The sequence below is a fragment of the Sphingobacteriaceae bacterium genome, from assembly GCA_002319075.1.
GTDB lineage: Bacteria > Bacteroidota > Bacteroidia > B-17B0 > Aurantibacillaceae > Aurantibacillus.
The window spans coordinates 3,709,897-3,723,029 of the sequence record NVQB01000001.1 but is presented as its reverse complement, the minus strand read 5'-3'; the positions used below and the strand labels follow the sequence as shown (position 1 = coordinate 3,723,029).

General features: G+C 39.2%; 13 protein-coding genes. 7 read left to right on the top strand and 6 right to left on the bottom strand.

All coding sequences use genetic code 11. The features are described 5' to 3' along the window. The first annotated feature begins 94 nt into the window (after nt 1-94). Nucleotides 95-2,503 carry a hypothetical protein gene (locus CNR22_16045; GenBank protein PBQ33221.1) on the top strand — a complete coding sequence of 803 codons (2,409 nt, stop codon included), beginning with the start codon at nt 95-97 and terminating at the stop codon, nt 2,501-2,503. On the opposite strand, the gene CNR22_16040 is transcribed toward CNR22_16045, so the two are convergent. After that, nucleotides 2,504-3,061: a DNA-3-methyladenine glycosylase gene (locus CNR22_16040; protein PBQ33220.1), complete on the bottom strand. Its 558-nt coding sequence runs from the start codon at nt 3,059-3,061 to the stop codon at nt 2,504-2,506. A 75-nt stretch (nt 3,062-3,136) separates the two neighbouring features. Here CNR22_16040 and CNR22_16035 point away from each other — a divergent pair, with 75 nt between their 5' ends. After that, nucleotides 3,137-4,342 (top strand): glutamate/aspartate:proton symporter GltP, encoded by a 1,206-nt coding sequence (locus CNR22_16035; GenBank protein ID PBQ33219.1) that lies wholly within the window; start codon nt 3,137-3,139, stop codon nt 4,340-4,342. Between the two features lie 50 nt (nt 4,343-4,392). Continuing rightward, nucleotides 4,393-4,812, top strand: a complete 420-nt coding sequence (locus CNR22_16030; protein PBQ33218.1) for an SET domain-containing protein-lysine N-methyltransferase — start codon at nt 4,393-4,395, stop codon at nt 4,810-4,812. Here the strand turns inward: CNR22_16030 and CNR22_16025 are convergent. Further along, nucleotides 4,798-5,718: an AraC family transcriptional regulator gene (locus CNR22_16025; protein PBQ33217.1), complete on the bottom strand. Its 921-nt coding sequence runs from the start codon at nt 5,716-5,718 to the stop codon at nt 4,798-4,800. The genes CNR22_16030 and CNR22_16025 overlap by 15 nt on opposite strands. 273 nt (nt 5,719-5,991) lie before the next feature. Then, nucleotides 5,992-6,885 carry a 3-beta hydroxysteroid dehydrogenase gene (locus tag CNR22_16020; GenBank protein ID PBQ33216.1) on the bottom strand — a complete coding sequence of 298 codons (894 nt, stop codon included), beginning with the start codon at nt 6,883-6,885 and terminating at the stop codon, nt 5,992-5,994. Nucleotides 6,886-7,171: 286 nt separating this feature from the next. On the opposite strand from CNR22_16020, the gene CNR22_16015 reads away from it, so the two are divergent. From CNR22_16015 to CNR22_16000, 4 genes are all read left to right on the top strand, one after another. Further along, the gene (locus CNR22_16015) at nt 7,172-8,014 is read left to right on the top strand and encodes a hypothetical protein (protein ID PBQ33215.1); all 843 of its coding nucleotides are present in this window, start codon (nt 7,172-7,174) and stop codon (nt 8,012-8,014) included. Between the two features lie 188 nt (nt 8,015-8,202). Then, complete coding sequence (locus CNR22_16010) at nt 8,203-8,535, top strand: transcriptional regulator (protein PBQ34926.1); 333 nt, start codon at nt 8,203-8,205, stop codon at nt 8,533-8,535. A 132-nt stretch (nt 8,536-8,667) separates the two neighbouring features. Continuing rightward, nucleotides 8,668-9,141 carry a hypothetical protein gene (locus CNR22_16005; GenBank protein PBQ33214.1) on the top strand — a complete coding sequence of 158 codons (474 nt, stop codon included), beginning with the start codon at nt 8,668-8,670 and terminating at the stop codon, nt 9,139-9,141. 8 nt (nt 9,142-9,149) lie between these two features. Then, on the top strand, nt 9,150-9,497 hold the full coding sequence (locus CNR22_16000) for a hypothetical protein (protein PBQ33213.1): 348 nt from the start codon (nt 9,150-9,152) through the stop codon (nt 9,495-9,497). Here the strand turns inward: CNR22_16000 and CNR22_15995 are convergent. The 3 genes from CNR22_15995 to CNR22_15985 all read right to left on the bottom strand — a co-directional run bounded on the left by CNR22_15995 (nt 9,476) and on the right by CNR22_15985 (nt 12,850). Further along, nucleotides 9,476-11,788: a histidine kinase gene (locus tag CNR22_15995; protein ID PBQ33212.1), complete on the bottom strand. Its 2,313-nt coding sequence runs from the start codon at nt 11,786-11,788 to the stop codon at nt 9,476-9,478. The genes CNR22_16000 and CNR22_15995 overlap by 22 nt on opposite strands. A 14-nt stretch (nt 11,789-11,802) precedes the next feature. Further along, the gene (locus CNR22_15990; GenBank protein ID PBQ33211.1) at nt 11,803-12,189 is read right to left on the bottom strand and encodes a hypothetical protein; all 387 of its coding nucleotides are present in this window, start codon (nt 12,187-12,189) and stop codon (nt 11,803-11,805) included. 199 nt (nt 12,190-12,388) lie between these two features. Then, complete coding sequence (locus tag CNR22_15985) at nt 12,389-12,850, bottom strand: cation-binding protein (protein ID PBQ33210.1); 462 nt, start codon at nt 12,848-12,850, stop codon at nt 12,389-12,391. Nucleotides 12,851-13,133: the final 283 nt, after the last annotated feature.

The following is a 13,133-nucleotide window of genomic DNA, read 5'->3' as shown; positions in this document are numbered from 1 at the left end:
TCCGCTTTATTTTGCTCAAAATCAAAAAAAATAACGGGATTTTGAACCTGCTTTTGTTTGGCGTGTATAACTACATAACGCTTAACCCGACCTTGTGAACTATAAATTTTTCCTGTTTTTCACGCTTAATTGCCTTTCTGCTTTTTCACAAAGTTCCATCTTTGGCAGTCTGAGCGATAGTCTCCAAAGACCAGTAGAATTCTGCGCCGTAGGCCTTCTTAATGCAAAAGATAGTACCGTGGTTAAAGGAAATCTCAGTGATGCAAAAGGCAATTTTAGATTCGAATCTGTAAAAGCAGGAAACTATTTTGTAAAAATAAATTTTCCAGGTTATAGAGAAAGCGCTAGTTCCGCTTTTTTTTATGACTCATTAGCTGATAAAGACCTCGGAGTGATTGTCCTGAAAAACAAGGGGATTAATCTGGATGAAGTAAGCGTACTCAATATTAAGGCGCCGATAGAATTTAAAGGGGGAAATATAACAGTAAATATTGACGGAAGTCCACTGGCGACCGGCAACAGCTTGTACGACCTTCTGGCACGCCTTCCGGGGGTTTCGGTCGATAACGATGTCATCTCTATCCAAGGAAAACCCGGTGCACTCGTTTATATGGATGATCGCCGTCAACAAATGGCTGGTGCTCAATTGATGAATTTACTGCGAAGTATAAACGCATCATCTATCGAAAAAATTGAAGTGATAAATAATCCTCCTGCTAAATACGATGCGGCGGGTAGTGCCGGCATTATCTCTATTAAGACAAAAAAAATAAAAGTTACAGGCTTTAGCGGCAGCATTAATGGTACTTACTCACAAGGATTTTATGAGAACACTAACGGCGGTTTTTATTTAAACTACAAAGCACGAAAATTCACCTTCTTCAGCAGCTTTAACGGCAACCAGGGAATGACGCATAATATTTCCACCTTTGATAAGGAGATAAACTACAACGGTCAAACTACCTATTTAAATCAGCGCGTTACCGACGATCATGATAACAGAAATACAGTAACAGACATTGGACTCGATTGGGATGCAGGTCAAAATACACTAGTTGGCGCAAAGGTGCAGGTAATGAAGGGCTATGGAAATAATTTTGAAAAAGCCAGTACTTCCATTAGTGATAATAGTCTTGGATACCGGCAATTAGTACTTGAAAAAACAATTCCCAATGACTGGCTGATGTATAATTACAACTTAAATGCTGAACACACATTTGACACAACGGGCACCAAACTTAAATTTTCTACCGATTTTTATACTCCCAACTATGACAGTTACAAAGGAAAATTCCAAAACATTTTTCTGGACTCACTGAATACCCCTGCCCTGCCCCCTAACGAATTTCTAAACGACAACCGGCTTGATATAAAATTATTTTTTGCCAAACTTGATTTTGAAAAAAAATTATCCAAAACACTAAACCTTGAAATGGGCGTTAAGTATAATTTGCAGGACATAAAAAGCGATTATAAACTTCAGCGAAAAGATCTGCTATCAGGCGAATACAGAACGGACACAGCATTTACAAACACTTTTAACTACCTTGAAAAGGTCACTGCAGCCTATTTTAATCTTAGCAAAGAAATTAAAAAATTTAATTTTCAGTTGGGCCTCAGAGCAGAACAAACGGCTATTAAAACCCGCACCAAAAATCAGCCTTTGCTTTATACGAGAAATTACCTCAACCTGTTTCCTGCTATCAGCATGGATTACAATCACTCTAAGAATCACATTTTTTCGCTGGGTTATAACAAACGCATTGGGCGCCCCGATTATAACAATCTCAATCCTTATATATTTTTTCTCGATGTTCTAAATTACTTCCAGGGAAATCCTTATTTAAAACAAGCTTACGCCCATAATTTTAATTTAAACTACTCATACAAAGGCAGCGTTTTTAACTCCCTCACATTCACGCACTATGAAACCGCTATTAGCGGTTTCACTTCGCAAAACGATCTAACCAAAGTCAGTACTGAACACCTCACGAATCTTGATTATTTCCAGGTACTCCGCTACTCATTTTTTATACGGAAAGAGCTAAAAAAATGGTGGACCCTAAGTTTTAATTTTGGCACTTATTATGTAGGGTACGCCGGTAAGTTAAACGGCCAGGCCTATTCGCTATCTGCCATTCCGCATTACGAATGGCTGAATAATACTTTTATTTTACCACACGATTTAAAATTAGAACTTACCACTTACTATTGGGGACCATGGTTGGGAATTGCCACGCGCTACAAAGCAAGAGGCGCAGCAAGCATCGCCATAAAAAAATCGTTTTTTAAAAATGCTATGGCCTGCTCAATAGGTGTTAACGATATTTTCTTTTCGGAAACCTTTAGTTCTACAGCCGACTTTCAAAACCAAAAATGGCAACGTTTTAACTCCAATGATACAAGGAGATTAAATATTAGCCTCTCTTATAATTTCGGAAAAGTAAAAGCAGAGAAAAGAGAAATCGGGGAACAGGATGCGCGGGGAAAAATAAACAAATAGTTATTTTTTAGAGGGTTTCATCCACAAAGGCTTTGCCTTTGTAACTTTTTTGTAGACCCCGCAGGACTCAGAGTGCGCGCCCGGAAGATAACCCGTACTCATTAAAAATTCATTTACAATTTCTCCACCTGTAAAACGAAAGGTTTTTTTAAAAAGCTTCACCCAGTTTTCTAATTTTTTTGGATGCTGCAACTCCAACCATTTTTCGAACGATCCGAATTCTTTTTGCAAAGACAAAAGGGTTTTCGCGTTTTCGATGGCCGCATTTATTTTTAGTTTGTTACGAATAATTCCGGGATCGGCCATGAGTCGCTCAAAATCTTTCTCTTTGTAAGCCGCTACTTTTTTCACATTAAAATTATCGTAAGCAAGCCTGAAAGTTTTTTCTTTTTTTAAAATGGTCTCCCAACTAAGTCCCGCCTGGTTAATTTCCAGAACAAGCCGGCAAAAAAGTTCATTATCATCGTGTATTGGAAATCCGTATTGAAGATCGTGATATGGTTTGTGAATCGCCTTTTTCTCTTCAGACATATAGTCTATGGCATTGCAGTAGGACATCTTTTTATTTTATGTTATAAAAGTAAAGAAAGGATTAGTTTAAATAAGTGTAAATTGTAAACTTTAAAAAGATATATGAAACAAAACCTGTTTCGCACCATACTTACCAATCTTACCTTCTGGGTTTTAATCGCTATTATCTGTGGGGCCTTGCTGGGCCATTACGACCCAACGGAGGCTGTAAAAATGGAGGTCATCGGTAAAGCATTTATCGAGATCATTAAGCTGTTTATAGCGCCGATCATATTCCTCACCATCGTACTTGGCATAAGCGGCATGGGCAACTTAAAAAAAGTGGGTCGTATAGGAGTTAAAGCCCTTGTGTATTTTGAAATTGTAACCACTATAGCTTTGGTTATCGGCATTGCGGTGGCATACATCATGCAGCCCGGAAAAATTGACAAAGGAAATTTACAAATTCAGGACGCCTCGAAATATGCAAATGCCAAAGCAAGTGATTTTGATTGGTTAAAATTCTTTTCATCAAATCTCACTCTACAGATTTTAATTATTTCAATTATTATTGGCATTCTTTTAAATGCTTCCAGGTACCGCCAAACTATTGTTGATTTTCTAAATAAACTTTCCAGGATCGTGTTTACAGGCTTAAAGTACGTCATGTATCTGGCGCCATTGGGAGCTTTCGGGGGCATGGCATTTACTGTTGGAAAATTCGGCTTGCACACTTTAGTTCCACTGGCCAAATTGATGGGAAGCGTTTACCTGACTATGATCGTATTTGTTTTTTTTATCCTTGGCGGCATCATGCGTTATTACAAGGAAAATATTTTCACCTTCTTAAAATATATAAAAGAAGAACTATTACTGGTGCTTGGCACCTCATCGTCCGAGGCAGCGTTGCCTTCGATAATGGTTAAACTTGAAAAACTGGGTTGCAGTAAACCCATAGTTGGTTTGGTGATTCCAACAGGTTATTCATTTAACCTCGATGGCACTTCTATTTATCTTTCCATGTCTATCATCTTTTTAGCGCAACTTTATAATGTGCATTTAACTATGCCTGAAATTTTAAGTATCATTGGAATTTTAATGGTGACATCCAAAGGTGCCGCTGGAGTTACTGGAAGCGGTTTTATCATCCTGGCTTCCACTTTAACCGCTATTCATAAAATTCCTGTAGAGGGGCTTGCCTTTTTGTTGGGTGTAGATAAATTTATGAGTGAAGCCCGTGCCATTACTAATTTAATCGGAAACGGCGTTGCCACCCTTATCATTTCTAAAAGCGAAAATGAATTCATTAAACCACCCCCTGAAGACTAAATAGTTGAATACACTAATTCTATTTTAGTATTTTTGCGGTCTTTATAATTATGGCATTGCTTGTCAAAAAATCACAATTACCTGGAGCCGGGAAAGGCTTGTTTACAACTAAAGCTATTCGCAAGGATAGTAAAATTATAGAATACCGCGGCGAAATTATCGGCTACAACGAATACCGCAGGCGGGCGCGTAGAGAAGAAGATCACTATTTGTTTTTTCTACGTATGGACCTTTCGATAGATTCACTGTACACACCGAAATTTAAAGCGCGTTATGCCAATGATGCCGCTGGAATTACACGCGTAAAAGGTCTTAGAAATAACAGCGACTACGTTATTTTTGGAGATAAGTGTTTTGTTGTTGCCTCTCGTGACATTAAAGCCGGAGAAGAAATCTTCGTAAATTATACCAGCTCTTACTGGAGTTATATGAAGAAACGACTAAAGAAAAAAAAGTTAATTAAATCCTGATCTGAATTCCTGCGGAGACACCTTGCTCTTCAATTTAAACAGTCGACTGAAAGACTGTGTATGCTCAAAACCCAGTGAGTAAGCTATCTCGCCTACAGATAAATCTGTGGTAGACAACTTTTCCTTCGCCTTTTCTATCAATTTATCGTGAATATGTTGTTGAGTGCTTTGTCCCGTTAACACTTTAAGAAGATTACTTAAATAATTTGGTGAAATATTTAATTTTTCGGCTATGTAATGTACTGAGGGCATACCTGCTTTTGAAAGTGACTCGCTTGCAAAATAGTCTGCAAGTGCATCTTCCAGCTGATTCAGGATTTTATGATTCGGGATTTTTCTGGTGATAAACTGACGGTGATAAAAACGTTCAGCGTAAGTGAATAGTAATTCGAGCTGGGCAATAATTAAGTGCTGACTATAGCTGTCAATATTGGATTGATATTCATGACGAATATTTTTTAAAATTTCAACGACCGTTTTCTCTTCTTTATCTGACAGAAATAATGCTTCATTGGAGGAGTAGTCGAAATAGTCATAGTGCTTTATTGTTTTGCTTAAAGAAGAATTCCATAGGAAATCGGGATGTATTAATAAGGTCCAGCCCGATCGTTTAGGATTGGGATTTTTTTGAACTTCAATGCTAAAAACTTGTCCCGGCGAAATAAAAAACATAACACCTTCATCAAAATCATATTCAGATTGACCATACTTTATTTTTGCATCAAAATTTCTTTTAAGTGATATAGAATAAAAATCTAAAACCCAGTTGGTAGTGTTGTTTTCAGGCGCGTGTTTAATAGTTTCATAATCTATCAAACTAATTAAAGGATGCTCAGGCTTCGGCAAACCCCGCGAACGTTGGTATTCCGTTATTGTTTTAACTCTCTCAACTTTTTTATACGACATGTTACACCAAAATTCTAAATACTAAGCCTCCGCTGCCGATCATTTTTTAACCCACTCTCCGGTAATTTTTGTATCGGCGGCAGCAACACACAAACCGGAATAAAAACACAGCACTGCTATCAACAAAGTCCAAACAGTATGCGTTCTCTCTGTATAAAGCTTTTTCCGAAGATAAGAAAAACACCTGTGATGAGTGGATAGACTTGCCGGGCAATTTACGCCTGCCACTTTTTATTTTCGTAAAGAATTTAAAGTTAATAGTTTTCGAAAAAATCACATCTGGAAGTAATTACTCTCAACATCCTCAATAAGCCTTGTTTGAATCGGGTGCCAATTAAAGAACTCCTGTGTGTGTTTGCCCGAGGCAGCACAATCCATAGCTGCAAAATGCGCGAACCCACCAAAGTGTGTGGCAGCATCCTCAGGTGACTTCGACGCTACCGGAATATTCAAACCCTTTGCTATAGCCGTTGCAATTGTGCGAAACGCTATACCCTCCTCTGCCACAGCATGAATACGAGTGCCTGCTGCAGGTGATTTTTCCAAAGCAAGTCTGTATAAACAGGCAGCATCGAAACGATGCACTGAGGGCCACAGATTCCCCCCTTCTCCCTTATATACCGAAACACCTTTCTCACGTGCAATGTTTATAAGCATCGGAACAAAACCATGATCGCCTTTTCCATGCACAGAGGGCGGAAGGCGCATGATGGAAACCCGGACACCTTTTTCAGCCAGGGCGTCTGAGGCCTCTTCCGAAGCCTTACGCGGATTGACGCTTGCAGCTACACTATCTTCCTCTATGGCCACACGCCCCAATACTGGGAGCACTCCAGTTCCGGATGTGACAATCAAAGGACGTTCAGAGCCTATAAGTGCCGATCCCAGGGCAGCAATTATATCCCTGTCTTCTTCGCAACTTTCTTTAAATCTTGAAAAGTTATGATTGAAGCCTGTATGAATTACACCATCTGCTGATGCGGCACCTTTTCTTAAACTCTCTAAATCGTCGAGACTTCCACGATGAACTTTGGCTCCCATCTCCAGAAGCGCTTTCGCAGATTCTTCTGACCTTGCAAGGCTCAGAACTTCATGACCTGCACTTAATAATTCCTTTACAACCGCTGAACCAACAAAGCCCGTAGCTCCTGTGACAAAAACTTTCATATGTTATATTTTTTTTACACTACAAAGCTCCACATTAATGCCAACAAGGGTGTAACAGAATCTAAGATTGTTGTAACCGAAAAACAGAGTTTTATTCAAACCGACACTATTAGTTTCTTTTCATTAAAGAGAGTTGCGGGGAAATAAATCTAAAAACGTACTAACATAAAAATACGAACAGGTCTACGCCAAATTTTTTTTTTATCTTACTCTCCATGAAAAAACTCTTCTTTTTGTTTTTAGTAGTATTGCATCCTGCGACAAAAGACCCAGCGCCTGCTTTACCTTGTCACCGGAAAATCCATCTTTTGGCGAAACAATTGTCATAGATCCGGGCTGCACCCGCGACGCAGAATCGTGGGTATATTCGGTGGACGGAGAAAGTATTGGTGGTTCGGAAGAGTTTACGGGAGACGAAGCCGGTGAATATGTGGTAACTCTCACCGCCTATTCAAGAAGAGAGGGTGGTAAAACAGACGAAGTTTCACACAGCATTTTTGTTTCCGACAAAGCTGGTATTGTTACAAATTCGCCTGTCAGCTACGACCAAACAATTACCCTCGAAGCAAAAACAGGCCGCTACGCTTCGTATGATTGGAAGGGACCGAATAATTTCACGTCAGATCAAAGAAGCGTTTCTATTCACCATGCCAATGCAGGTTCGGCAGGTATTTACAGTCTTGTTGTTAGTATAAATGGCAAAAGTTCCGCTACTTCCACTGTCAACATAAATGTTACTCCCCTGAACGCAGGCTGCAATCCTGCGAACAATCAATGTACTTATACGGGAGGCATTATCGGTGGAACAGCTACCGTAACGAGCTACGTAAATTCAGATCAATACGAAATGGCTATTACAAATAATGCCAATTTCATTACTCTACGTTTCAACACAGCCTCTGCTCCCTTCCCCGGAATGTATGAGGTTACACAGAATTTTTTTGATATTCAGGAAGGTCAGGTTTATATGGACATAGTACCCAGCGGAAATTTACAACAGACAGCTATTGGCGCGGGAAAAGTATTTATTGCGCTTTCGGAGGGAAAAGTGAACGCCGTTTTTTGCAACATTCCGTTTACATACCTTGACAACAAATTTACTGTGTCTGGAAAAGTGACAGAACCTTAAGGTAAACATGCTTAGATGCATTTTAAAAAAACATCAACCGATTCTTCATTTTAAACACTCTCTACTCAAAATAATTTACTCATAGCCAACGCTTTGCTTAAATTTTAGTGATTCTATTTGTCCAACGTGTTTTATTAATCGTAATTTTACGATACAATAAAAAAAATACGCCGATAAAGGACCAAAAAATGGGAAGCACTAAAACGGAAGAATTTACAATTAAGGATAACAAAATAGCAAAATACGCGAAAGCATTAGCGCATCCTGCGCGTGTAGCAATAGTGCAGCTGCTGATCAAAAAGCAAGCCTGCATTTGCGGAGATATTGTTGATGAATTGCCTTTATCACAGAGTACAGTGTCTCAACATTTAAAAGAGTTAAAAGAAGCTGGCCTCATTAAAGGGGATATAGATGGTGTAAAAATTTGCTATTGCATTGACGAAAAAGAATGGGAAATAGCTAAGGCGTACTTGAATGCTCTGTTTGTTTCGTATACCAATAAAACTACGTGTTGCTCATGAGCATTGTTAAAGTGAAAGATACTTGGCGCGCTACTGTTCTGTGGAAACACTGCAGAACTCAAGTAAAAAGATAAAAAAAATTTAACTAAATCAATCGTTATTTAACGATATTACTATTTAAAAAATACAACAATGAAGCTATCAGAAATCAAAAATCATTTGAACACGGTTGAAACCGTAAACTTTCAGTTGCCAGACGGTTCTTTTGTACCGGAGCATTTCCATGTAACAGAAGTGGGGATTGTAGATAAACACTTTATTGATTGTGGTGGCACTGTCAGAAGAGAAAAAGCTGCCAACTTCCAGCTATGGAATGCGAACGATACCGAACACCGGTTAAAACCTGCCAAACTCCAGAATATTATTGCTCTTTCAGAAAAGGTACTGGGCATGGAAAACTTAGACATTGAAGTAGAGTATCAATCGGATACGATTGGTAAATATGGATTAGATTACGATGGAAAAAACTTTCAGCTTACCTTAAAGAACACGGCTTGCCTTGCCAGTGACGCCTGCGGGGTAAGAGGTCAAAAACAAAAAGCGAAACTGTCGGATTTAGGAGAAACCAAACAAAGCTGCTGCACGCCAGGTGGAGGATGCTGCTAATTTCGCGTATGTATTTAGCTATTCAAAACTATTGCGAAGAACTCACAAAAAAGTTCGGCACAATTTCACAAGACAGAAAAAAACTTTTGCAACAAATTTCCAGGTATGTGATCTCAAAGCAAAAAGAAAATAAACAAATAAATCTCGTTTATATCTGCACTCATAATTCCCGCCGCAGTCATTTCGGACAAATTTGGTCAAAAGTTACCAGCGACTACTATGGCATTATGAACGTGAACACGTTTTCAGGTGGCACAGAAGCCAATCGCAAAAAATCGTTTTGGAAAGCTTATTTTCAGTCAAACAAACTATTTGTTGGCATGCAGATAAAGTCTTATTCCATTTTGGGCAAATAAATATGGAAGGTAGCACCCTCCCCGGGATTACTACTTGCATAAATAAAACCGTGATGATTTTCAACCGCTTTTTTACAGATAGCCAGACCTATTCCCGTTCCGGAGTAATCGCGGTTATTATGCAAACGCTGGAAGATCGTAAAAATTTTATCTGCATACTCCTGCTCAAAGCCTATTCCATTGTCTTCAAAAGTTAAATACCAATAGCTTACTCCTTTTATGAGGTGATCATAAACGCCACCCTGTCCGCCAATGCAGGACTGAGCTCTGATGCTTATGATAGGATTTGCCTTTATGAATTTAAGCGAATTGGAAGTTAGGTTCAATAGTAACTGATAGAGCTGCAAAGGCAATCCTAAAACCTTTGGAAGACCGGTAAAATGTATTTGCGCAGAGGCAGATTTTATCGTCAAATCGAGATCAGTCATGACATTTCTCATGACCTCATTTAAATCTACAGTCTCGAAATCCTGCGTTACAGACGACAGTCTTGAATAATTCAGCAGATCTTTTACCAAGGCACTCATGCGCTTAGAGGCCGCAGCAACTTTAACCACCTGTTTTATTAAATAGTCGGAGTCGTTCGGACTTGACAAGATCAGATCACTAAACATTTGAATTTTTCGCAACGGTTCCTGCAAATCATGACTCGCTACATAGGCGAATTGTTCTAGTTCTTCGTTGGAACGTTTTAAATTAGTATTTGCTGCCTGTAAATCATTTGTGCGTTGTTGCGTACGACGCGCCTCAAGTTCTGGTCTCATATCGCGCATTACAGCACCGAATCCCAACACTTCTCCGGTTTCGGGGTCATGAATGCGAACAGTATTGTTATAAACAGGAATGAGTTCTTTTGTTTTAAGATTTCTCACTATCATTTCACCCGACCAACGCCCTTTTTCCACAAGCGCCTTGAGCACCTCATCATTCACCTTCTGAAAATCTTCAGGTGCATGCAGCTCAGATATTGGCGTCTCTATGACTTGTGCCATAGAATCAAAACCCAGCAGTTGCTGGCCGGCTTTATTCACATAGGAGTTCTTTCCGTCTAAACCCAGAAGCGACATGAGCTCCACACTATTATCAACCAACGCAAGCAATTTCGCTTGTTCATTTTGCGATTCCCTCTCAGAGGTTATATCCTGGCTTGTTCCAACAATACGCGACAAGCCGTTCGCATTAAAGTAAGCTTTCCCATAACTTCTCAGCCATCTCAATTTGTTATCAGGTAACAGTACCCGAAATTCAATCCGATAGTCACTCTGACCCTTTTTTATAGTTTCTGCAATTGCGCTCTCAATTTTCTTCTGATCTTCGGGATGCACATATTTTGCAAAATCTTCGGGAGTTAAATCATCAAATGCAGTAATGCCAAAAAGTTCTTTGCAGCGTGAATCAAGGTATACAGAGTTATTTTCAAAATCTGAATCCCAAACGCCGAAATTACCTGCCGCCAATGCAAGACGGGTTTTATCTTCGGCCTCTTCCAGTTTTTTGCGATCGTTTACACTTTGTGTGACATCTACCGCCATGTTTAAAATGGCATAAACTTTACCATCCGCATCTTTCAAAGCCTGGTAGGAAAAGTTAAAGTAGAAAGTCTCTAATTTCCCATCAATCAAAAGGTCTGCACGACCTTCATTCGTTTTATAGCTAATGCCTGTTTCGTAAACAGCTTGCAACAGGCTAAGGAAATGCTGGTTCTGTATTTCCGGTAAAGCATCGTGTAGATTTTTTCCTATTACAGAAGGACCTTTTCCCCATAGATTAATCATTGCATCATTAGCCATCTTAATCGTCATATCGTAACCTTCGTAAAGAGCCGTGGCAACATCGGTACTTTCAATAAGAGTGCGGTATTTACGTTCACTTTCTTCAATCTTTTTTCTGGCCATTACCGAAGCGGTTACGTCTGTGGCTAGTCCCATAAGCCCATAAATAGAGCCCTTTGTGTCGCGCAACGCCTCAAACAAAAGGTTGTAGATCAACGTTTTATTTTGCCCCTGGTTTGCTAATACTACCGGAATCTCATTGAACGTGGCTCTTTCGCCCGTAGCCAAAACTTGATCAAGTACCTGTCTGAATCCTTGCTGCTCAGCTTCTGGCAATACTTCAAACAAAGACTTACCCACAATAGCTTCCTGCTGCTTATCCCAAAACTCACACATGGCCTTGTTAGCTATTTCGATTATATGATCTTTACCGCGATAAATTGCCATGGCCACAGGTGCCTGGGCAAGAAGGTTCCGAAGGTCGTTGTGCGAAGCGGTGTTAGTAGGGATTTCCTGCATCAGCTTTTAAAAATTTATAGTAAAGACAAGTTTTTTAATTCATTCCCAATTCCTTCTACCAGCGCATTCATAGTAGACGTTTTAGTAAGATAAGCAACGGCCCCATGCTCAAGAGCCTTCTGCTTAAAGAAACGCTCGTCTGAAGTCGAATACACTGTCACGGGAATATCTTGGTAGTTTGTTTTTAATAATTCTGAGAGAAATTCAAGTCCTCCCATCACAGGCATGTTCAGATCAAGAAAAATTACTTTAGACCTCTGTTTAAGCGTAGGCAGTAATTTCAACCCACTCAAACCATTCTCAACAAAGTGTGAGGAGATTTCCGGATTAATTTGCTCCAAAGCTATTCTAAAAAAATCATGATCATCCAGATCATCGTCAATTAGCAAACAGGTAATCATTGATTAAATATACTAAAATCCACTAACTGCCTGAAATTGAAAATAGCCCGGTTAGCGCAGAGAAATATAACTACAGCCCACGTTGGTTTGGATATAAAATACCCGTTAACCTTGCCTCGAAATAAAGGGTAATGTAGTGTGCCGTTTTATCGTAAGTGAAATAAATAGTGCGCTTCCCAAGCAGTTTCAACGTTTTCGTTTATTTCCAGAATTCGTCGTCCCACTCTTCTTCAGTACCGACCTCAGAAAGAACCTTCATAATCAAATCTAAATTCTGCTCAGATGCTGCTTTTTGGATCTCGGTAAATAAAATCCGTTCCTCAAAACGAATGTGTTTTTCTAATTCCTCTTCAAGAAGACTTAAAGATTTTTTGATATCCAGGCTGTCTTCAAAAAGCCGTGTTAGCCGGCGGTGATCTGCCAGTGCCTTTTTCACCAATTCATGGTCTTTACCCAATAGAGGAAACACAAACGCTTCTTCCTCGCTGAAGTGGGGTATTAGCCTGTTTTTAAAGAACCAGTCCGCGTATTTTTTTATCCTGCTTACGTCGATGTTCTTTTTGAAGCCCGTTCTTATTTTCCAGCAAAACAAAAGCTCGTAATGATGCTCACGGCTTAATGGTTGCAATGCCTTACTTCTTTTAATTGGTAACGATTCCATCGTTTTTTTAAGTTTTTAATAAAACCTGTCATAACAAAAATTTTAACAGCCGTAGTGTTTGTTATAGAATGCCGAATAGCATCACACAAAAGGCATAACTTATAAACTGATTACAACAAACGACTTTACTATCCTAATAGCACTGGCTTTGGGGGATACATTAGTATTCTTTAAATACTACTCATCCTTTTTTTTAAGATCAATAACAAATTCCTTTTCTCATTTATCTTTTGGCCTAAACTTAATTTATGACATATTATTCATGTGCAAATAGTTTAATACA